Here is a 20,117-nt window from a genome sequence, read left to right on the forward strand (position 1 = left end):
TGTATGTTTCGTTCGTTCACGACGCTCTGGAAAAAATGGCGCGCTTCGCGCAGCGCGGTTCGTCAGCTCGACGCGCTGCTTGCCATCGCCGACGCCGACGCGCCCTACGCGGAGCGCAGCGACTGGCTGATCGAGCTCGCGCACTGGATCCACCGGCGCGGCAAGCTCGACGCCGACGCCACGCCTTCCGCCACGGCGCCGGATGCGCCGCTGCGCGCGCCGCCCGAGCACGCGCGCGTGCGCTATCTGCTGCACGTGCTGGACCGCAATCCGGCATGGAAGGCCAACGTGGGCGCAATGGTGCGCAAGCTCCTGCGCGAGAGTGACAGCATCACGCTGCTCTGCGACGCGGGGATGCCGGTCCACTCGGGCCTGTTCGGCGCGCTCATCGGCCGCGTGCAGGCGCAACTGATTCCGCCGGCGCCCAATCGACGCGACCTCGCGGCGCTTGTCACGCTGATGTTCCCCGCCACCCACGATCCGGAGTGGATCGCGACGCTGCCGCGCGACCTGCTTGCGCGCCTGCAGGCCCTGATCGCGGAGCCCGCCGCCCTGCAACCTGGCGCCGCCGCCGAACTCACCACCGTATCCGCGAGCAGCCCCGCCGATGACAGCGCGCCAGGCGCGCGCGCCGCTGCGCCCGCGGCGCTGCCCAACGAGTTCTCGCTCGACCTGCTCACGGCGCTGCACAACCTGACCTGCCAGATCAGCTCGACGGGTCTCTCGCCGACGGTGCGCAGCCGCCTGTCCAGCGAGGACGCGCGCGTGGCCGTCGAAAAGCTGTCGTTCTTCCGCCTCACCCGCGCGATGCTTGCGGTGGAGAACGCGCGCGATGCGGGCGAGCCCGCGCGCCTGCTGCAGGAAGTCGCGTGGCTGCGCCTCTTGCTCGACGACTGCCGCAAGGCCACCGACGACGTCTTCGCGCACCTCTACCGCCACGGCGTGCGCGTGGACACGGTGTTCCAGGTCTTGCGCATGCGCATGCGCATCGTGCGCGCGGAGCGCCTGCTCGACGCGTGGATGGCCGCCGACGATCCCTCGACGCAGGCGCGCCTCGTCGCCGAGCTCGTGCAGGCGAACCAGAAGAGCCAGAGCGTGGCGTACCTCATGCGCAGCAACTTCGCGCTGCTCTCGCGCAAGGTGGTGGAGCTTTCCGCCGATACGGGCGAGCACTACATCGCCCGCGACCGCGCCGAGTACCTCACCATGCTGCGCATGGCGGCGGGCGGCGGCCTCGTCACGGCGGTCACGGTCTACGTGAAATTCGGCATTACGGGCGCGCACCTGCCCTCGATGATCGAAGGGCTTTTCGCGGGCATCAACTACGCGCTGAGCTTCCTTGTCATGCACTTCTGCCACTTCTCGCTCGCGACCAAGCAGCCCGCGATGACGGCGCCCACGCTCGCCCGCGAGCTCGACGGCGCCAACGAGAGCGCGGGGCGCGCGCGCTTCGTGTCGTCGGTGGTGGCGCTGATCCGCACCCAGGCCGCCGCCGTGCTCGGCAACGTGCTGCTCGTGTTTCCGGCCTGCCTCGCGATCCAGCTCGTGTGCGGCTGGCTCTTCCACACGAACCTGATCACGCCGGCGAAAGCGCACGCCACGCTCCAATCGTTCTCGCTCATCGGCCCGACGCCGTTCTACGCCGCACTGACGGGCGTACTGCTGTGGGCCTCGAGCCTGTTCGCGGGCTGGGCCGACAACTGGTTCGTGCTGCACCGCGTCGAGGATGCGCTCGCGTGGAACCGCCGCCTGCGCATGACGCTGGGTGCCGCGGGCGCGGCGCGCCTCGCCCACTTCTGCCGCACGAACGTGGCAGGCGTGTGGGGCAACCTCGTGCTGGGCATGTTGCTCGGTCTCGTGCCGGCAATCGTCTCGGCCGTCGCGTTCCACTTCGAGGTGCGGCACGTGACGCTCTCGTCGGGCTCGATCGGCGTGGCGCTCGGCGTGCTCGGCACAGCCACGCTCAAGAGCGGCGAGCTCTGGTGGGCCGTGGCGGGTGTAGCGAGCATGGCCGTGCTCAACGTGACGGTGAGCTTCGCGCTCGCGCTGCACATGGCACTGCGCTCGCGCGACCTCGGGCGCAAGGATGTTCGCCCGCTCATGCGTGCGTTCTGGCGGCGCGTGACGCGCCATCCGATCGATCTCGTGTGGCCGATCCGGCGGGGGCGGGCCACGGATCAAGAAGGTTGAAAGCCGATCGGGGCATTACCTCGGCGAGTTGACGGACGATAAGGTGCGGTAGACGCCTGGGCGTTAGGGTCGATGTTTCGGGGCCAACGCCCGACACGCGTTTCAGGCCCTTGCATTCAGAGGCCATGATCAACCGCCAGCATGTGAACCAAGGTTCACATTCCGTCAACTATGGATTACACTTCGTCCAGACTCACCATTCGGACAACCGAGGTTTTCGACCGCTGGTTCGACACGCTGAGAGACCGGATCGCCAAGCGTCGGATTCAGGCACGAATCGACCGGCTCATGCTTGGTAACGCGGGAGACACACGTTCTGCAGGTTCGCCAGTCGTCGAAATGCGCATTGACCATGGCCCCGGTTACCGCGTTTATTACGTGCCGCGCGGTTCCGTTCTGGTGATCCTGCTTTGTGGGGGCGACAAGTCGACCCAGGAAGCCGATATCCGGGCTGCGCACGGCATGCTCGCGCATCTCGACACGGAGTAGTGGATCATGTCCCGGAAGACCATCAAGACCCGGCCTTGGGATTCGGCCGAGCACCTGCAGACCGAAGACGACATCGCAGAATACTTCGAGGCCTGCCTGCGCGAAGGCGGCGAAGATCATGCGTTCATCGCGCACGCGCTTGGCGTAATCGCGCGAGCGCGCGGGATGGCGCAAGTCGCGCGCGATACGGGCATCAGCCGTGAAGGTCTCTACAAGGCGCTGTCGGGCGAAGGCAATCCGAGCTTCGCGACGATCCTGAAGGTCGTGAAGGCGCTCGGACTCGAATTGCATGGCTCGAAGGCGTCCGCCTGATCGACGCGATCCGGCGCAGCAAATTGCGCGAAGACAACGATTGAAACCGCCGATTTCATACTTCGTTCGGCCAACGATGCCGCAAATTTGACGCCATCCCCAAAGCGCGCAAAGCCGTAGTGCCAGGCTTGAGGGGCACTCACACCCCGCTCGTTCGCGGGGCGTCCCTCACCCTTTTCTACACCGCGACACGCCACCACAGGCCGTTGCAGCGTGTAGTCACATAGGCTACAGTTCATCATGATCAAAACCTTTCGGCACAAAGGTCTTGCATCGTTTTTTCTGGAAGGCAGCAAAAGCGGGATTCTCGCGCATCATGCGGGCCGGCTACGTGTCCTGCTCGGTGCGCTGGATCAGGCGCGTGGCCCGCAGGACATGAATGCGCCGCCCTGGCGATTGCACGCGTTGCACGGCGATCTTGTCGGGCACTGGGCGGTCTGGGTGAACGGCAACTGGCGTCTAACGTTCACATTCGACGGCACCGACGCCATCCTCGTCGACTATCAGGACTACCATTAAGGGAACGAACATGAGCAGAATGCACAACCCGCCGCATCCGGGCGAAGTGTTGCGGGAGTGGATCCCGCCGGACGTGAACGTGACGCAAGCCGCGCACGCGCTGCAGATCAACCGTGTCACGCTCTCCAATCTGCTCAACGGCAAGGCCGGTATGACGGCCAATATCGCGCTGCGCCTGTCGGCGTGGCTCGGCACCACGCCCGAGCATTGGCTCGGCCTGCAAACCCAGTGGGATCTCTGGCAAGCCCGCCAGCAGCCTCGCCCCAGGATCAAGCCGCTCGCCCGGCAAGCCGCCTGAAGGCCGCTTTCGCCAACCCGCGTACAATAGCGCCTTCCCCGCAGCGTCACCACTTTCCTCATGTCTTTCGATTTCTTTGCCCCCTGCCCGCGCGGCCTCGAAGCCCCGCTCGCCGCCGAACTGGCTGAAACCGCGCAGCGGCGCCTGCCGCCCGGCGCGCTCGAGGTGGGCGCCGAAGTGCCCGGCGGCGTGCATTTTCGCGGCAACTGGGCCGGCGCCATGGCCGCAAACCTGCACTCGCGCATCGCGAGCCGCGTGCTCCTGAAGATCGCCCAGCGGCCCTATCGCGGCGAGCAGGACATCTATGCGCTCGCGCGCGAGCAACAGTGGGAAAAGTGGTTCTCGCCGAACGAGACGATCCGCATCGACATCACCGCGATCAAATCGCCGCTGCGCAGCCTCGAATTCGCCACCCTGCGCGTGAAAGATGCGATCTGCGACCGCATGCGCGACAAGGCCGGCGCGCGTCCGAGCGTCGATACCGCCTACCCCGACGTGCGCGTGTTCGCCTTCCTCACCACGAACGACTGCACGCTTTATCTCGACACCTCGGGCGAGCCGCTCTTCAAGCGCGGCTGGCGCCTCGACAAGGGCGCCGCGCCCCTGCGCGAGAATCTCGCCGCCGGCATCCTGCGACTCACGGGCTGGACGCCCGAGATGCCGCTCTACGACCCGATGTGCGGCAGCGGCACGTTTCTCGCGGAAGCCGCGCAGGTCGCGCTCGACATCGCGCCGGGTCTCACGCGCAGCTTCGGCTTCGAGCGTCTGAAGCAGGCCGATACCGCCGCCTGGCGCCATCTGAAAAGCGAGGCGAACACGGCGCGCAACACGGCCATGAGCCGCGCGACGGAGCTGCGCATCTTCGGCAGCGACATTTCCGACGTCATGCTCGAGAAGGCGCGCGCCAACTTCGCGCGCGCGGGTCTCGGCAACGTGCCGCTCAAGCAGCTCGACGCGCGCAACATGACGCCGCCCGCCGAGGGCAACGGGATTCTCGTGGCGAATCCGCCATACGGCGAGCGTATTGAAGTGCGCGGACGCAATGCGCGCGGCGAGGCCCGCGCGCCCCGCGAGATGCGCGACGACTACGAGGCGCAGGAAGCGTTCCGCCGCGTCCATACCGATGCCCCCGACGCCGAGTTCTTCCAGGCGCTCGGCGACGCGCTCAAGCAGCGCTTCACCGGCTGGCGCGCGTTCTTCCTCACCTCGGACCGCAAGCTGCCAGGCCAGTTGCGCCTGCGCGAAGCCGCCAAGACGCCGCTCTTCAACGGCGCGCTCGAATGCCGTCTGTTCCGCTTCGACCTGATCGCCGGCAGCGTGCGCCAGCGTCCCGCGAGCGCCAGCGCGGACGCCGCAGCGGCCAAGGGCCCCGGCAGCGCCGACAACAACGGCTGACCCGCGACCGGGCCCATGCGCCGCAGTGCGCGTGGGCCGCTCATGACGGCGCGGCCCCCATGCCGCGCACCTCGTTCAGACGCGCGCAGGCCCGACGGCCTCGCCGCCCGGCTCGACGGGCAGCGGATATCCTTCGTACTCCGGAAAGAGCCTGGGCAGCAGGAAAACCGGCAGCGAATGGCGCGAAAAACAGCGCGAGGTCGAAGCCGGATGGATCAGATGCAGGCAGCTCGCCTGCGTGTCCTCGGCCGCGAGCACTTTTTGGCCCACTTCCACCACGCGGCGGATGAAGCTCTCGTCTTCGCCCAGATCGACGTCGTCGAAGCGCGCGAGATCGAAGAGCGCCTTGCGGTACACGTAGGCAAAGCCGTAGAAGAGGATGAAATCGGCGCCAATCTGCATCTTCTCGTGGAACGTCACCGTGCTCACTTCCTTGCCCTTGAGCACATAGTGCAGGCCGACGCGCGCGTTCAGGTCCATGTAGCCCAAGAACTGCGTATGCGGCGCGTACATCCAGAATGTCGAAAGCTTCATGAACTGCGCGCCGCTCTCGCGCAACAGCCGCAGCATTCCCGAGAGATAGTGCGCGGCGTAGTGGTCGTCGTCGTCGAAGTGGGCGATCAGCTCGCCGCGCGACTCGCCCACGAGGAAATTGCGCTTCGCGCCAATCGACATGCGCGTTTTCGACCAGTAGTAGCGCACGCGCGGGTCGGCGTCGGCGAGCTGGCGCATGAAGGCGCTGGGCTGCGGGCTGTCGTCGAGCACGAGCCACTCCCAGTCGACTTGCTGACGCGCGACGCAACGGGCGATAGCAGGCAGGAAAGCGTCGCGATTGGCCGTGGGCGTGATGATGGAAACGTTTGGAGACATGTGCTGAGGACGAGTCGAACAGTCTCGCCCATTACAGCAGAAACGTGTCCGCAGCTCTCTCGGAAAACTCCGGATGTCTCGTCGAAAGCAGCGCAGGGTTCAATGCAACTGAATTCGAGGTCGTCCGATCAGCTCCATTGCCCATCGCTGACAATCAGCCCGTCGCGCAGCAATGAGCGCCAACTCTCGTAGTGCGCAGTCGATGGACCGACGAAATTGGGGCTCTCCGCCCTGGCACCGGACGCCGAGGTGTAGGCGTCGTACTCGGAAGTGTGCTGCTGGCGCAGCGCCGCGGAGTTCAGGCGCAGGTTCATATCGCCGAGGAATTTGTAATGCAGCAGTGCGCCACTGACTTTACCGCCCGTGCGCGCCGCGGGGGCATTGAGCCGGTAAGGCCAGACTTCGTGCGTCGACTTGAGAAAGGCGTAATGCCTGCGCCAGCGGACGAGCACGGTCTTGTTGAGCGCGGGCCCCTTCCAGACGTCGTCGGCGAAGTAGGTCCGTCCACGCACCCCGCCCTTGATCCAGGTCGTGCGGGTGCACGGATCAAAATACGCGTTATAGCCGCTGCTGTCGTAGAGCGGGCAGACGTTCACCGGGTCGACACCAGGCGCGCACAGGTTGTCTTCGGGCGCTCGCTCGCTGTACATGTCCAGCATGAGCACGTTCATCGACTGCTGGCCCGTGCGCTCGAAGTGATCGGTCAACATGCGGATGCTCTTCACGTCGCTGTGCGGAAAAACGAGAAACTCGTCCGCATCGACATAGAGAATCCATTTTTGACGGCAATGCTTCGAGAGGATGGCGTTGACCCAGTCGATGCCGAAACGCGCGCTCCGATACTCGCCGTCCGCGTAGAAGTACGACACGCCGGGGCGGCCCTCGAGCAGCGCGGCCAAGCCATCGGTGGAACGATTGTCGACGATGATGAACTCGTCGATGCCGAGACGCCGGTAGTGGTCCAACAGGGCCTCGAGGCGCAACGCTTCGTTGTAGACGGGGACGACGGCGACGTGCGTCGCATCCTTCAGCCCGGGAGACATCCAGACGCAGGAAAGCTGACGGGCGTGCGCGATGCGCCGGATATGCGCCTTGGCGAACGCCTTGACGCTGTCAATCGCACGCGTAAGCGCACCGGCTGCCCCACGCTCGCCGGCGGCGTCTTCCCAACTCAAGCCACGCCCGGTGCCCACCCGCGTGGTGTCAGCCGTTTCGCGCAGGTAGCCCGCGTCACCACTAGCCGCTATCTCGATCGCCGCCCCGGAAGGCAGGCTGCTATTGACTGGATTCACGTGTCACTCCGTTGCACGATGTTCGCCGCTCATTGCCTGATTCACGCTGTGCCGCTGGGAACGCGTGCGCACCCGCCCGAATAACGACCCGAGCATCCGAACGACATGGGCCTTCACTCGAGGCTCGACCGATATCGACCAGGCGAGTGCCATGCAAGTCAGCCCCATCCAGACAGCGAGGCCCGCAAGCGAGAGCGAATTCAGCACGCAGGAAGCCGCGTAGGCCCCGAGCACCATGAGCATGGGCACGCAAAGCTGCCAGAGCTGCTTCTGGCCAAGGCGCGCGACACCGAAGAGCAGCACGCCATCGAGCGCGCAGCGGGCACTCCACGCCAGCGCCGCGCCAAGGACCCCCAGGGCGTGCAGCGCCCACCAGAGCCCGGCGATGAACAGCACGCTCTCGACGAGCTGAAAGCGCGCGACGATGCCGGGACGCCCGATGGCCTGCAGGTGGCAGGCCGGGACATAGGCCAGAGAATTGATCCAGACACCGAGCAAAATCGTCTCGCCGACCAAGGACGCCTTGCTTGCGAAGTCGTGCCCCACCCACAGCGAAAGAAACGGTTGCATCAGAAAGATGCCGAACACGACGGCCGGCGTCATCGCGGCGGTGAGCCCGCGCACTGCCGCGCGCGATAGCTGGGCGGCGTCGTGGCTGTCGAGCGCGGAGAGTCGCGGGAACAGCGTGCGCGTGATGACGCTGGGCAAGAGCCGCGCGCGCACGGCAAGGCTGAACGGCACCTGATAGTAGGCGACAGCCGGCGGGCCGAGCACGCTGCCAATCAGCAGGCGATCGGCCGTCTCGAGCACCGGCGTGACGAGGCTCGAGACGCTGATCCAGGCGCCATAGGAAAAAAGCTGCCTGACGTGCCGCCGCGCGGGTGGCGCGGCGAGCCGCAACGGAAAGACGCCCGCGGTGACGGCAAACGTGATGGCGAACGAGACGATGCTGGCGATCAACGTCGCGAAGACGAGATAGCGCAGGCTTGGCCCGAAAAGGATGGCGAAACCCAGCGGAACGAGCTGGAACAGCATCACGACCGGAACCTGCACGATATTGGATGCGCCGAACCGCTCGCGGCCCGCCATCGCGCCGTTGCACACGCTGATCAGGTTCGTCAGCGGCACGAGGCAGGAGATCCATGGCAGCGCCGGTCCCAGTTCGGCCGTCAGCGCGGGGCTGATATCGAACTGCGCGAGCATCAGATGCATGAGCGCAAGCAGCAGGAGCGCCCCGACGAGACCGAAGCCCAGATTCAGGAGCAGTGCAGTCCACAGCACCGATTCCCGTTCCGCCGGCGTCGCGTCCGCGAGCTGGGCAATGCGATTGGACGTCGCGGCGGAAAGGCCAAGGTCGAAAAAGCCGAAATACCCCTGCAGCATCCACAGGATGGCGAGCACGCCGAAGCGATCCGCGCCGATATGATGCAAATAGATCGGCGTGGTGACGAGCGAAACGAACGTGGGCAGCACGCTGCCCAGCAAGTTGAAAATCGCGCTTCTTTTGAGGCTGGGCTTGGCGTTCATGATGTGTGGCAATCCAGGCCATGGCGCAGCGGCGCACACGGCCGCCCGGCCATCAGGTTCAGTGGATTCTGCCAGCCCGATTGCGCCCTGTTCGTGCGCAGGCGAACGCAGGGAGCACGTCGCCCCAGCCGTGCGGCGGCGCCTTCGGACACCGGCCGGACGGCGAAACCCCGTTCTGCACGCCGGTACATTCCGGTCCGCCTGACGCAGCCGCCGCAATCTTCGCGCAGCCGAACGCTACTGACAGTACGTTGTCAGCAGTCCACCCGCACACTCCTCTTCACGCGGTCTGGGCGCGGCACGGCCTGCCTGGGCAGGCCGCATCCGGCACCGCGGATGCTGCCGTATCCTGCCACCCGCCGCTTATCCGCCAACTGCCATTACAGGCATCCGAGGAGCGCATCATGTCGACCGAAGTTTCCCGTGTCATCTCGTGGTTCGAAATCCCCGCGCACGATCTGGACCGCGCCGCCACTTTCTACGAAGCCGCTTTCGATGTGCCGTTGCAGCGCGAAGTCGTCGGCGGGGTGCCGATGGCGCTGTTCGCCCACACGGAAGCCGAGACCGGCGGCTGCATCGTGTTCAATCCGCACGACGCCAAGCCGGACCCGAAAGGCGTGCTCGTGTATCTGAACGCGCAGCCGTCGGTCACGGCGGTGCTGGACCGTGTGGAAAAGGCCGGCGGCAAGAAACAGGGCCCGGCGGTGGAGCTGCCGAACAACTACGGCTATATCGGCTTCTTCATCGATACCGAAGGCAACCGGGTCGGCCTGCACGCCGCCAAGCTCGGCTGAGCGCTACGGCACGCGAGCGGCGCTATCATCTGCGCTGACGTCCACACGCCGGCGCAGATGCGCTGGCGCATGGACGCTACCGCGCCCGCCCGGGCTCTGCCCGCGGCGCGGACCACGCCGCAGCCCGCACCCAGCCCACTGTCCTGGCCAGCCCCATCATGAGCCGCCGAGCCGACCGCCTGTTCCGCATCGCCGAGCTGCTGCGTGGCCGCCGCCTCACCACCGCGCAGCAGCTCGCGCAGTGGCTCGAGGTGTCGCCGCGCACCGTCTATCGCGACGTGCGCGACCTGCAGCTCTCGGGTGTGCCGATCGAAGGCGAAGCGGGCATCGGCTACCGGCTCGCGCGCACGGCGAGCCTGCCGCCGCTCACCTTCACCGCCGACGAGCTCACCGCGCTCGCGGTGGGCGCGCGCATGGCCGAGTCCTGGGGCGGCGCCGTGCTGGCGGGTGGTGCGCGCGGCGCGCTGGCGAAAATCGCCTCCGCCATGCCCGCCGAGAAACGGGCCGTGCTCGAGCGCATCGCCGTGTTCGCGCCGTCGTATCACGTCGACCCGGCTTATTCGGAGAAAGTGGACGCGTTGCATCGCGCCGTCGACTCGCGGCTCGTAGTGCGCTTCGCGTATTGCGACCGGATCGGCGCGCATACGGAGCGGCGCATCTGGCCGCTCGGGCTCGTGTACTGGGGCGCGCAGTGGACGGTGGGCGCGTGGTGTGAAATGCGCGAGGACTTCCGCAACTTCAACATCGCGCGGATGAACGGCGTGGAAGTCCTCGAGCCGTTTCCCGACGTGAGCGGACGACGCCTCGCCGACTACCTGCGGCGCGTGGAAGCGCCATCGAACTAACGCCGCATGCGGGCGTAAAAAAAGCGCGCATCGCTGCGCGCTTTGCGGTGGCCGGAAGGCTTAGGCGTTCGGCAAGGCTTATTCCGTCGCCTTGACCATCTCCTCGATCACCTTCTTTGCATCGCCAAAGACCATCATGGTCTTGTCCATGTAGAACAGCTCGTTGTCGAGGCCCGCGTAGCCCGATGCCATCGACCGCTTGTTGACGATCACCGTGCGTGCCTTGTAAGCCTCGATGATCGGCATGCCTGCGATCGGCGACTTCGGATCGTTCTTCGCCGCCGGGTTCACCACGTCGTTCGCGCCCAGCACCAGCACGACGTCGACCTGACCGAACTCGCCGTTGATGTCCTCCATTTCATGGACGATCTCGTATGGCACTTCGGCTTCCGCGAGCAGCACGTTCATGTGCCCCGGCATGCGGCCCGCCACCGGGTGAATCGCGTACTTCACGTCGACGCCCTTCTCGACGAGCTTGTCGGTCAGCTCTTTCAACGCATGCTGCGCACGCGCAACCGCCAACCCATAGCCCGGCACGATCACCACCGATTCGGCATTGCCGAGCATGAACGCGGCGTCGTCGGCCGAGCCCGATTTCACCGGCCGCTGCTCCTGCGCACCGCCCGAAGCCGCCGCGCCCGCTTCCGAGCCAAATCCGCCGAGGATCACGTTGAAGAACGAGCGGTTCATCGCCTTGCACATGATGTACGAGAGGATCGCACCCGAGGAACCCACCAGCGACCCGGCGATGATCAGCATTGCGTTGTTCAGCGAGAAACCGATGCCCGCCGCCGCCCAACCCGAATACGAGTTCAGCATCGACACGACGACAGGCATGTCCGCCCCGCCGATCGGAATGATGATCAGCACGCCCAGCGCGAACGCGATCGCCGTCATGATGATGAACGGCAGCCACGATTGCGTCAGGAAAAACAGGATACCGAAGCCGATCATGCCGAGCGCGAGCATCAGGTTGATCAGGTGCTGGCCCGCGTAGACCACGGGCGCGCCCTGGAACAGCCTGAACTTGTACTTGCCCGAGAGCTTGCCGAAGGCGATCACCGAACCCGAGAACGTAATCGCGCCCACGAACGTGCCGATGAACAGCTCGATGCGGTTGCCGTACGGCAGGAAGCCCGGATACGGCGCATCTTCGGCCACGAGGCCGAAGGCGGCCGGCTCGGACACCACCGCATAGGCGATGCACACTGCCGCGAGACCGATCAGCGAGTGCATGGCCGCGACGAGTTCGGGCATCTTGGTCATCTCGACGCGCGCGGCGACAAACGCACCGAGCCCGCCACCGACCACCAGCGCCCCGAACAGCAGCGCGAGACCGAGGCCGAGGTTAGAGCCGAACTGGGCCGATTGCTTCGCGATCAGCGCAATGGTGGTGAGAATGGCAATGGCCATGCCCACCATGCCGAACATATTGCCAGCGCGTGCGCTGCGCGGGTTCGACAAGCCCTTGAGCGCCTGGATGAAGCAGACTGACGCCACCAGGTAGAGCAGCGTAACGACGTTCATGCTCATTTACGCACCCTCCTTCGCGACCGCCTTCTTCGGCTCCTTCTTGCGGAACATCTCCAGCATGCGCCGCGTGACGAGGAAGCCACCGAACACATTCACCGCCGCGAGCAGCACGGCGAAGGTGCCGAAGAACTTGCCCGGGCCGCCCACCGTGAGCCCGGTGGCCAGCATCGCGCCCACGATCACGATCGCCGAGATCGCATTCGTCACGGCCATGAGCGGCGTATGCAGCGCCGGCGTGACATTCCACACCACGTGATAGCCGACATAGACGGCCAGCACGAAGATGATCAGGTTGATGACGGTATGGTTGATCAGTTCCATTGCCGGGTCTCCTCTCAGGTCTTGCGCGTGACGGCGCCGTCGCGGGCCAGCAGCGTGGCCGCGACGATGTCGTCCGCGAGATCGATATTCAGCGCGCCTTCCTTGGTCACGATCAGCTTCAGGAAGTCGAGCAGGTTGCGCGCGTAGAGCGACGAGGCATCGGCAGCCACCATCGACGCGAGATTCGTGTAGCCGCAGATCTGCACGGCGTGGTGCGTGACCACCTTGTCCGCTTCGGTGAGCGGGCAGTTGCCGCCGCGCCGTCCCGTTGCCGGATCGGCGACAGGACCGCGTCCTGCCGCGAGGTCGATCACCACGGAGCCCGGCTTCATCGCCTGCACCGTCTCCGAGGGCAGCAGCGTGGGCGCGTCGCGGCCCGGAATCAGCGCGGTCGAAATGACGATATCGGCCTGCTTCGCGCGCTCGTGCACCAAAGCCGACTGGCGCGCGAGCCACGAGGGCGGCATCGGCCGCGCGTAGCCGCCCACGCCTTGCGCCGCTTCGCGCTCCTCATCGGTTTCGTACGGCACGTCGATGAACTTCGCCCCCAGCGATTCGATCTGCTCCTTGACCGCGGGACGCACGTCCGAGGCCTCGATCACGGCGCCCATGCGCTTGGCCGTGGCGATGGCCTGCAGGCCCGCCACGCCCGCGCCCAGAATCAGCACGCGCGCGGCCTTCACGGTGCCGGCGGCCGTCATGAGCATCGGCATGAAGCGCGGATAGAGGTTCGCGGCCACGAGCACCGCCTTGTAGCCGGCGATGTTGGCCTGCGAGGACAGCACGTCGAGGCTCTGCGCGCGCGTCGTGCGCGGCGCGGCTTCGAGCGCGAAGGCGGTAAGCCCGGCCTCGGCAAGCTTCTGCGCATTCTCGGCATTAAAGGGATCGAGCATGCCGACCAGCACCGCGCCGCGTTTCATGAACGCGAGCTCGCTGACCGAAGGCGACTGGACCTTGAGCACGAGCTCGGCGCCGAAGGCGGCGGCCGCATCGGCGACCTGCGCGCCCGCGGCCACATAGGCCTCGTCGGGAAAGCTCGCGCCGGTGCCGGCGCCTGCCTGAATCGTGACCGTGTGACCCTGCGCGACGTACTTCTTCACTGTCTCCGGTGTCGCGGCCACGCGGGTTTCGTTCGCCCGGGTTTCCGCGGGCACTCCAATATGCATCGTTGTTTCCTCCTCGACCTGCTTTTCTTTCTAATCTGGCTCTAATCGAGCGGAGTGAGGCCGACGAGGCTCGCCGGCTTTCTGGTGCAACGGCAAACGACGCACCACTTTAACCGAAAGCGGCGGCGCCGTTGTAGCCCGATTCGACCGTTTTTGTGCACTGCACACAACACTTTTAGATGTCCGACCGGACGGTCAGCGATGTCCGTTGCAGGCTGCCGCCGGATTCCGCGCACCGCCTGCACAGCGTTGCCGGGCGCGCGATCCGGCCCCGGGCAGCGTGACGCGCGTCCCGGTAAAATAGCGGCCCATGAATGATGAAACCTGGGCCCCCCACGTCACGGTGGCGGCGATCGTCGAGCGCGACGGGCGTTTTCTCCTCGTCGAGGAGCACACGCCGGCTGGCTTGCGCCTGAACCAGCCCGCCGGGCATCTGGAAGCCGGCGAGACGCTTCATGAGGCCGTCGTGCGCGAGACGCTGGAAGAAACCGCGTATGCGTTCGCGCCCGAGGCGCTGGTCGGCATGTACATGACCCATTTCGGCAAGCCCGGCGAAAGCGGCACGACGTATCTGCGCTTCACGTATTGCGGCAGCGTCGCGAGCGAGCCGCAAACGCGCGCGCTCGATCCCGATATCGTCCGCACGCTGTGGCTGAGCGCCGACGAACTGCGCGCCGCGAGCGAGCGTCATCGCACGCCGCTCGTCATGCAGTGCGTCGACGATTACCTCGCGGGCAAGCGCGTGCCGCTCGACTTCGTGCATACGCACGCGGTCGGGCCCAAGGCAGGACCCAAACGCTGAAAGCAGCAACAAGGCAGCAGACAAATGAGCAAACGTAAGGTCGTGGTAGGCATGTCGGGCGGCGTCGATTCGTCGGTTACCGCATGGCTGCTCAAGGAGCAGGGGTTCGACGTCGTCGGTCTCTTCATGAAGAACTGGGAAGACGACGACGACGGCGAGTACTGCTCGACGCGCCAGGACTGGATCGACGTGGTGTCGGTCGCGGACCTGATCGGCATCGACGTCGAGGCGGTCAATTTCGCCGCCGAGTACAAGGACCGCGTGTTCGCGGAGTTCCTGCGCGAATATTCGGCGGGCCGCACGCCGAACCCCGACGTGCTCTGCAACGCCGAGATCAAGTTCAAGGCCTTCCTCGACCACGCGATGTCGCTGGGCGCCGAGACCATCGCCACGGGCCATTACGCGCGCGTGCGCCAGAACCCCGAACGCGACGGTCGTTTCGAACTGCTCAAGGCCCTCGATCACACCAAAGATCAGTCGTACTTCCTGCATCGGCTGAATCAGGCACAGCTTTCGAAGACGATGTTCCCGCTCGGCGAAATTCCGAAGACGAAGGTGCGCGAGATCGCTGCGCAGATCGGCTTGCCGAACGCGAAGAAGAAGGATTCCACCGGCATCTGCTTCATCGGCGAGCGGCCGTTCCGCGACTTCCTGAACCGCTATCTGCCGACGAAACCCGGCCCGATGATGACGCCCGAAGGCAAGATCGTGGGCGAGCATATCGGCCTTGCGTTCTACACGTTCGGGCAAAGAAAGGGCATTGGCCTTGGCGGCAGCAAGGATGGCAGCGGCGACCCGTGGTTCGTCGCGGGCAAGGACATGGCCACCAATACGCTCTACGTCGTGCAGGGCCACGATCACCCGTGGCTGCTCGCGCACGAGCTGCGCGCGGGCAACGTGAGCTGGGTCGCGGGCGAGCCGCCCGTCGACGGCCACGCGTGCGGCGCGAAAACGCGCTATCGCCAGGCCGACGCGCCCTGCTCGTTCAGGGTCGCGCCCCCGGGCGTGGATGGCGTCGACGGCGCCTCGGGCCAGTTCGCGCTGCACTTCCCCGCGGCGCAATGGGCCGTGACGCCGGGCCAGTCGGCAGTGCTGTACGACGGCGACGTGTGCCTCGGCGGCGGCATCATCGAATCCGTCACGACTTTGGAGCCGCACGTGCCCGCGGTGCCGCCGCCCGTCGCGCCGAAGAAAAAGCGCACGCCGCGCAAGAAGTCCGCGCAGTTCGCCGCATCGGCGGCGCAAGGCCAGGCGTAAGTTCACGCGCGCGGCGCAGCACGCGTCGCGCGTTCATCCGCTCCGACCGGCGAGGCGTATCTCGCGCTGCGCGTTCATCTACTCGCACAGGCACATCTCGCGCCACGCGCTCATCCCCTCGCCCAGGCGCATCTCGCGTCGCGCGTTCGTCCCCTCCGCCGGCGACGCGCATCCGCGCTTCGCGGTCTTCCCCGCCTTCTGCGCGGTCCCGGCCTCCCCGTTCCTGTTCCACCCCCGGTTTTCTGCCCGATTTTTTGCCTTTCTGCCGGCCAAATTCACAAACTTGCGGCATCATTCGGGCACGCTGGCGCCTCACCCGGGCGCGGCCGGCGCGCATGGCCCCAGCCGGGGCACCCTGATCCGGGCGGCCCCCACCGGCCACGCGCAGCGAAACAAGAGATCGAGGAGTTCCCCATGTTTTCCCGACGTTATCTCGCCATGTGGTGTGCGGTGCTGCTGCTGGCGGCCTGTGTTCTCGCAGCGGCGTTCCATCATCTGTCGTGGCTATGCGCCATCGTGCCCGCGCTCATCGTCGCGCTCGGCATCTATGACATGACCCAGCAGCGCCACGCCATCCTGCGCAACTATCCGCTCTGGGGCCATCTGCGCTTCCTGTTCGAATTCGTGCGCCCCGAGATCCGCCAGTACTTCGTCGAAGACGACACCGACGAAAAACCCTTCTCGCTCGTGCAGCGGAGCGTGGTCTACCAGCGCGCGAAGAACACCGTCGACAGCCGTCCGTACGGCACCGAGCTCGACGTGAAGGCGGTCGGCCACGAATGGATCAGCCACTCGCTCGCGCCGACGAAGCTTGCGGGCAGCGACTTCCGCGTGCTCGTGGGCGAGCAGCGCGAGCAGCCGTACTCGATGTCGATCTTCAATATCTCGGCGATGAGCTTCGGCGCCCTTTCCGCCAACGCGATCCGCGCGCTCAATCTGGGTGCGAAGAAAGGCGGCTTCGCGCACGACACCGGCGAAGGCTCGATGTCGAAGTATCACCGCGAAAACGGCGGCGACATCATCTGGGAAATCGCCTCGGGCTACTTCGGCTGCCGCAACGACGACGGCACCTTCAGCGCCGAGAAATTCCAGCGCCTCGCCAACGAGCCGCAGGTGAAGATGATCGAGGTGAAGCTCTCGCAAGGCGCCAAGCCGGGCCACGGCGGCATGCTGCTGGCCGCCAAGGTCACGCCCGAGATTGCCGAGACGCGCGGCATTCCGATGGGTCAGGACTGCGTCTCGCCCGCGCGCCACTCGGAGTTCTCCACGCCGCGCGGCCTGCTCGAATTCGTCGAGCGCCTGCGCAAGCTCTCGGGCGGCAAGCCCACCGGCTTCAAGCTCTGCATCGGCCACCCGTGGGAATTCTTCGGCATCGCCAAGGCCATGCTCGAAACGGGCATCCTGCCCGACTTCATCGTCGTGGACGGCGCCGAGGGCGGCACAGGCGCCGCGCCGATCGAGTTCACCGATCACATCGGCACGCCGCTGCAGGAAGGCCTCCTGCTCGTGCACAACACGCTCGTCGGCATCGGCCTGCGAGACAAGATCAAGATTGGCGCGAGCGGCAAGATCATCACCGCGTTCGATATCGCCAAGACACTCGCGATCGGCGCGGATTGGGTCAACTCGGCGCGCGGCTTCATGTTCGCGGTGGGCTGCATCCAGGCGCAGAAGTGCCATTCGGACCGCTGCCCCACTGGCGTGGCCACCCAGGACCCGGCGCGACAGCGCGCGCTGAACGTGCCCGACAAGGGCGAGCGCGTCTACTACTTCCATCGCAACACGCTGCACGCGCTGCAGGAAATTCTCCAGGCCGCGGGCCTCGACAGCCCCGCCGATCTGCGCGCGCACCACATCGTGCGGCGCGTGTCGTCGTATGAAGTGAAGCTGATGTCGGAGCTGCTCAAGTACCTGAAGCCGGGCGACCTGCTCGAAGGCCGCTATCGCTATCAGCTGTACGAGAAATGGTGGCCGGTCGCGCGCAGCGATTCGTTCGCGCCGAATGTGGAAAAGATCGTCTGATGGTGTGATGGTTGCGCGCTTGCCGCCCAGGTCGATGCCTGGCGGCGGCGCGAAAAAAAAAGCGCGCAAGAATTTTTTGCGCGCTTTTTTACGTCTTCATGCGGGCGACGGCAAGCCGCCGCCCGCCGGCATCAAGCCTGCGGCACCGTATCCGCGAACGACTGGCGCTGCATGAGCTTGTCGAAATGCCGCGCGAGATTGGGATGCGGCTCGCGCCAGTCGAGCTCCGGCATGCGGAAGTCGAGGTAGCCGAGCGCACAGCCCACCGCGATATCGGCGAGCGTATAGCGGTTGCCCGCGCACCACGCGTTGCCCGCAAGGCCCTTGGCCATCGCGTTCAAGCCCTCGCGGATCTTGCGCTCCTGGCGCGTGATCCATGCCTCGCAGCGCTGCTCGGGCGTGCGCTGCGTGCCTTCGGCGCGGATCAGCACGGCGGCGTCGAGCATGCCGTCGGCGAGCGCCTCCCAGCACCGCACCTCCACGCGCTCGCGCCCGCCCTGCGGAATCAGCTTGCCGACCGGCGAGAGCATGTCCACGTATTCGCAGATCACGCGCGAGTCGAATACGGCTTCGCCGTCCTCCATCACGAGACACGGCACCTTGCCGAGCGGGTTGAAATCGTGGATTGCCGTCTCGGCGCCCCACACGTTTTCAAGCACCAGCTTGTAGTCGATTTTCTTTTCGGCGAGCATGATCCGCGCCTTGCGGACATACGGGCTGCCGAGCGAACCGATAAGTTTCATCGCACCTGCCTTTTCTGGAATCCGGCCGAAGTATACGTTGGAATGCACCAATTCTGACGGGTCACCTACCTTGACGCCGGATTTCTCCGATCCGCGCTGTCGGCTCGATGCAACAGCGGTGCCTTGCGCAAGCGGGGTTGCGCCGCGCATTGCGCCACGCATACGGGCGCTGGCCGGCCGATGCGGGTTCTACACAGGCGCTACAATCGCACGATGGACACGACCCTCACGGAAAGCGCCTCGGCCGCCTCGTGCGCCGCTGCCGATGCGCCGCGCGGCCCCGATGGCGGCGCCGCGCTGTACCGCGCGCGCCGCGAGCGTGTGCTCGCCGCATTGCGCGCCAAAGGCGGCGGCGTGGCGCTGGTGCCCACCGCGCCCGAAGCACTGCGCAACCGCGACGCCGAATATCCGTATCGGCACGACAGCTACTTCTACTACCTCACCGGCTTCACCGAGCCCGAGGCGCTGCTCGTGCTCGACGCGAGCGCGGGCGAGAACCAGCCCGCCGCGATCCTGTTCTGCCGTGCGAAGAACGTCGAGCGCGAGACGTGGGAAGGCTTTCGCTTCGGGCCGGACGGCGCGCGCGAAGCGTTCGGCTTCGACGCCGCGTTTGCCATCGACGAGGCCGATACCCAGGTGCCGCGCCTCATCGCCGATCGCCCGGCGCTGCACTACGCGCTCGCGGCCAACGCCCGCTTCGACGCGCAAGTGAAGCGCTGGATCGACGCCGTGCGCGCGCAATCGCGCAGCGGCGTCGCCGCGCCGGCCGCCGCGTACGACCTCATGCCGCTGCTCGACGACATGCGCATCGTCAAGGACGCGCACGAGCTCGACACCATGCGCCGTGCCGCGAAGATCTCGGCGCTCGCGCACGTGCGCGCCATGCAGGCGTGCCGCCCCGGCATGCGCGAATACGAGATCGAAGCCGAGCTGCTCTACACGTTCCGCAAGCATGGCGCCCAGGCGCCCGCCTATGGCTCAATCGTCGCGACCGGTGCGAACGCCTGCGTGCTGCACTATCCGGCCGGCAACGCGGTGGTGCGCGAAGGCGACTTGATTCTGATCGACGCTGCCTGCGAGCTGAACGGCTATGCCTCAGACATCACGCGCACCTTTCCCGCAAGCGGCCGCTACACGAGCGCCCAGCGCGAGCTCTACGAGATCGTGCTCGCGGCCCAGCAGGCCGCGATCGACGCTACGCGCGCGGGCGTGAACTTCGAGGCGCCGCACGAGGCCGCCGTGCGCGTGCTTGCGCAAGGGCTGCTCGACACGGGCATTCTGGACAAGCAGCGCTTCGCGAGCGTCGACGACGTGATCGCCGAGCGCGCCTATGCGCGCTTCTATATGCACCGCACGGGGCATTGGCTCGGCATGGACGTGCACGACGCTGGCGACTACCGCGAGCGCGATGCGCAGGCCGGCGTCACAAGCACTGTGGACAGCGCGAACTCCGCTGGCGCGCCGGGCGCCGCCGCCGCGCCACCCTGGCGCACGCTGCGGCCCGGCATGACGCTCACGATCGAGCCGGGCCTCTACGTGCGCGCCGCCGAAGACGTGCCCGAGCGCTACTGGGACATCGGCATTCGTATTGAAGACGATGCCATCGTTACCGAAACGGGCTGCGAGCTGATCACGCGCGGCGTGCCCGTGGCCGCCGACGAAATCGAGGCGCTGATGCAGGACGCGCGCCGCGGCGCGTGAGCCGTGCGAGCGACGCGAGCGGCCGGCACGCCCAACGCCTC

Annotated in this window: 19 protein-coding genes; 12 read left to right on the plus strand and 7 right to left on the minus strand. The window is 66.4% G+C overall.

From position 1 onward, the window contains the following. Positions 1-3: 3 nt before the first annotated feature. The 6 genes from E1956_RS00475 to E1956_RS00500 all read left to right on the plus strand — a co-directional run bounded on the left by E1956_RS00475 (position 4) and on the right by E1956_RS00500 (position 5,203). The gene (locus E1956_RS00475) at positions 4-2,190 is read left to right on the plus strand and encodes a site-specific recombinase (protein WP_134746461.1); all 2,187 of its coding nucleotides are present in this window, start codon (positions 4-6) and stop codon (positions 2,188-2,190) included. A 171-nt stretch (positions 2,191-2,361) separates the two neighbouring features. After that, complete coding sequence (locus E1956_RS00480; protein WP_134746463.1) at positions 2,362-2,679, plus strand: type II toxin-antitoxin system RelE/ParE family toxin; 318 nt, start codon at positions 2,362-2,364, stop codon at positions 2,677-2,679. A 6-nt stretch (positions 2,680-2,685) separates the two neighbouring features. Further along, positions 2,686-2,991: an addiction module antidote protein gene (locus tag E1956_RS00485; protein WP_134746465.1), complete on the plus strand. Its 306-nt coding sequence runs from the start codon at positions 2,686-2,688 to the stop codon at positions 2,989-2,991. 240 nt (positions 2,992-3,231) lie between these two features. Then, complete coding sequence (locus E1956_RS00490; RefSeq protein WP_134746467.1) at positions 3,232-3,510, plus strand: type II toxin-antitoxin system RelE/ParE family toxin; 279 nt, start codon at positions 3,232-3,234, stop codon at positions 3,508-3,510. Positions 3,511-3,520: 10 nt separating this feature from the next. Further along, positions 3,521-3,808 (plus strand): HigA family addiction module antitoxin, encoded by a 288-nt coding sequence (locus tag E1956_RS00495; RefSeq protein WP_134746469.1) that lies wholly within the window; start codon positions 3,521-3,523, stop codon positions 3,806-3,808. Between the two features lie 60 nt (positions 3,809-3,868). Next, the gene (locus E1956_RS00500) at positions 3,869-5,203 is read left to right on the plus strand and encodes a THUMP domain-containing class I SAM-dependent RNA methyltransferase (RefSeq protein WP_134746471.1); all 1,335 of its coding nucleotides are present in this window, start codon (positions 3,869-3,871) and stop codon (positions 5,201-5,203) included. A gap of 75 nt (positions 5,204-5,278) precedes the next feature. Here the strand turns inward: E1956_RS00500 and E1956_RS00505 are convergent, their stop codons facing one another. The 3 genes from E1956_RS00505 to E1956_RS00515 all read right to left on the minus strand — a co-directional run bounded on the left by E1956_RS00505 (position 5,279) and on the right by E1956_RS00515 (position 8,892). Next, the gene (locus tag E1956_RS00505) at positions 5,279-6,073 is read right to left on the minus strand and encodes a glycosyltransferase family 2 protein (RefSeq protein ID WP_134746473.1); all 795 of its coding nucleotides are present in this window, start codon (positions 6,071-6,073) and stop codon (positions 5,279-5,281) included. Between the two features lie 128 nt (positions 6,074-6,201). After that, a complete protein-coding gene (locus E1956_RS00510) occupies positions 6,202-7,365 on the minus strand; it encodes a glycosyltransferase family 2 protein (RefSeq protein ID WP_134746475.1) in 1,164 nt (387 codons plus the stop codon). 3 nt (positions 7,366-7,368) lie between these two features. After that, complete coding sequence (locus E1956_RS00515; protein ID WP_134746477.1) at positions 7,369-8,892, minus strand: flippase; 1,524 nt, start codon at positions 8,890-8,892, stop codon at positions 7,369-7,371. A 404-nt stretch (positions 8,893-9,296) separates the two neighbouring features. On the opposite strand from E1956_RS00515, the gene E1956_RS00520 reads away from it, so the two are divergent. Together E1956_RS00520 and E1956_RS00525 are read left to right on the plus strand one after the other, a co-directional pair. Beyond that, positions 9,297-9,686: a VOC family protein gene (locus E1956_RS00520; protein WP_028216145.1), complete on the plus strand. Its 390-nt coding sequence runs from the start codon at positions 9,297-9,299 to the stop codon at positions 9,684-9,686. Positions 9,687-9,844: 158 nt separating this feature from the next. Beyond that, positions 9,845-10,531, plus strand: coding sequence for a helix-turn-helix transcriptional regulator (locus tag E1956_RS00525; RefSeq protein ID WP_134746479.1), 687 nt, complete (start codon positions 9,845-9,847; stop codon positions 10,529-10,531). Positions 10,532-10,609: 78 nt separating this feature from the next. Here the strand turns inward: E1956_RS00525 and E1956_RS00530 are convergent, their stop codons facing one another. From E1956_RS00530 to E1956_RS00540, 3 genes are read right to left on the minus strand one after another with little or no spacing between them, the layout of a single operon-like run. After that, positions 10,610-12,064 carry an NAD(P)(+) transhydrogenase (Re/Si-specific) subunit beta gene (locus E1956_RS00530; RefSeq protein ID WP_134746482.1) on the minus strand — a complete coding sequence of 485 codons (1,455 nt, stop codon included), beginning with the start codon at positions 12,062-12,064 and terminating at the stop codon, positions 10,610-10,612. Next, complete coding sequence (locus tag E1956_RS00535; RefSeq protein ID WP_134746484.1) at positions 12,065-12,385, minus strand: NAD(P) transhydrogenase subunit alpha part 2; 321 nt, start codon at positions 12,383-12,385, stop codon at positions 12,065-12,067. It abuts the gene before it with no gap. Between the two features lie 14 nt (positions 12,386-12,399). After that, a complete protein-coding gene (locus E1956_RS00540; RefSeq protein WP_134746486.1) occupies positions 12,400-13,551 on the minus strand; it encodes a Re/Si-specific NAD(P)(+) transhydrogenase subunit alpha in 1,152 nt (383 codons plus the stop codon). Between the two features lie 310 nt (positions 13,552-13,861). Here E1956_RS00540 and E1956_RS00545 point away from each other — a divergent pair, with 310 nt between their 5' ends. From E1956_RS00545 to E1956_RS00555, 3 genes are all read left to right on the plus strand, one after another. Then, the gene (locus E1956_RS00545) at positions 13,862-14,353 is read left to right on the plus strand and encodes an NUDIX hydrolase (RefSeq protein ID WP_134746488.1); all 492 of its coding nucleotides are present in this window, start codon (positions 13,862-13,864) and stop codon (positions 14,351-14,353) included. Positions 14,354-14,377: 24 nt separating this feature from the next. Beyond that, on the plus strand, positions 14,378-15,610 hold the full coding sequence (gene mnmA, locus E1956_RS00550) for a tRNA 2-thiouridine(34) synthase MnmA (RefSeq protein WP_134746490.1): 1,233 nt from the start codon (positions 14,378-14,380) through the stop codon (positions 15,608-15,610). Positions 15,611-16,024: 414 nt separating this feature from the next. Further along, positions 16,025-17,632 (plus strand): FMN-binding glutamate synthase family protein, encoded by a 1,608-nt coding sequence (locus E1956_RS00555; RefSeq protein ID WP_134746493.1) that lies wholly within the window; start codon positions 16,025-16,027, stop codon positions 17,630-17,632. A gap of 131 nt (positions 17,633-17,763) precedes the next feature. Here E1956_RS00555 and E1956_RS00560 read toward each other — a convergent pair whose 3' ends face one another. Then, the gene (locus E1956_RS00560; RefSeq protein ID WP_134746495.1) at positions 17,764-18,375 is read right to left on the minus strand and encodes a glutathione S-transferase; all 612 of its coding nucleotides are present in this window, start codon (positions 18,373-18,375) and stop codon (positions 17,764-17,766) included. Positions 18,376-18,555: 180 nt separating this feature from the next. On the opposite strand from E1956_RS00560, the gene E1956_RS00565 reads away from it, so the two are divergent. After that, entirely contained in the window at positions 18,556-20,076 is a 1,521-nt protein-coding gene (locus E1956_RS00565) for an aminopeptidase P N-terminal domain-containing protein (RefSeq protein ID WP_197732801.1), read from the plus strand. The last annotated feature ends 41 nt before the right edge of the window (positions 20,077-20,117 follow it).

The organism is Paraburkholderia pallida (assembly GCF_004524855.1).
In the GTDB taxonomy this organism is placed as follows: Bacteria; Pseudomonadota; Gammaproteobacteria; order Burkholderiales; family Burkholderiaceae; genus Paraburkholderia; species Paraburkholderia oxyphila.

Coding starts and splice junctions, on each gene's coding strand:
- E1956_RS00475 (WP_134746461.1), top strand. CDS start 4: ATGTTTCGTTCGTTCACGACGCTCTGGAAAAAATGGCGCGCTTCGCGC.
- E1956_RS00480 (WP_134746463.1), top strand. CDS start 2,362: ATGGATTACACTTCGTCCAGACTCACCATTCGGACAACCGAGGTTTTC.
- E1956_RS00485 (WP_134746465.1), top strand. CDS start 2,686: ATGTCCCGGAAGACCATCAAGACCCGGCCTTGGGATTCGGCCGAGCAC.
- E1956_RS00490 (WP_134746467.1), top strand. CDS start 3,232: ATGATCAAAACCTTTCGGCACAAAGGTCTTGCATCGTTTTTTCTGGAA.
- E1956_RS00495 (WP_134746469.1), top strand. CDS start 3,521: ATGAGCAGAATGCACAACCCGCCGCATCCGGGCGAAGTGTTGCGGGAG.
- E1956_RS00500 (WP_134746471.1), top strand. CDS start 3,869: ATGTCTTTCGATTTCTTTGCCCCCTGCCCGCGCGGCCTCGAAGCCCCG.
- E1956_RS00505 (WP_134746473.1), bottom strand. CDS start 6,073: ATGTCTCCAAACGTTTCCATCATCACGCCCACGGCCAATCGCGACGCT.
- E1956_RS00515 (WP_134746477.1), bottom strand. CDS start 8,892: ATGAACGCCAAGCCCAGCCTCAAAAGAAGCGCGATTTTCAACTTGCTG.
- E1956_RS00520 (WP_028216145.1), top strand. CDS start 9,297: ATGTCGACCGAAGTTTCCCGTGTCATCTCGTGGTTCGAAATCCCCGCG.
- E1956_RS00525 (WP_134746479.1), top strand. CDS start 9,845: ATGAGCCGCCGAGCCGACCGCCTGTTCCGCATCGCCGAGCTGCTGCGT.
- E1956_RS00530 (WP_134746482.1), bottom strand. CDS start 12,064: ATGAGCATGAACGTCGTTACGCTGCTCTACCTGGTGGCGTCAGTCTGC.
- E1956_RS00535 (WP_134746484.1), bottom strand. CDS start 12,385: ATGGAACTGATCAACCATACCGTCATCAACCTGATCATCTTCGTGCTG.
- E1956_RS00540 (WP_134746486.1), bottom strand. CDS start 13,551: ATGCATATTGGAGTGCCCGCGGAAACCCGGGCGAACGAAACCCGCGTG.
- E1956_RS00545 (WP_134746488.1), top strand. CDS start 13,862: ATGAATGATGAAACCTGGGCCCCCCACGTCACGGTGGCGGCGATCGTC.
- mnmA (WP_134746490.1), top strand. CDS start 14,378: ATGAGCAAACGTAAGGTCGTGGTAGGCATGTCGGGCGGCGTCGATTCG.
- E1956_RS00555 (WP_134746493.1), top strand. CDS start 16,025: ATGTTTTCCCGACGTTATCTCGCCATGTGGTGTGCGGTGCTGCTGCTG.
- E1956_RS00560 (WP_134746495.1), bottom strand. CDS start 18,375: ATGAAACTTATCGGTTCGCTCGGCAGCCCGTATGTCCGCAAGGCGCGG.
- E1956_RS00565 (WP_197732801.1), top strand. CDS start 18,556: ATGCGGGTTCTACACAGGCGCTACAATCGCACGATGGACACGACCCTC.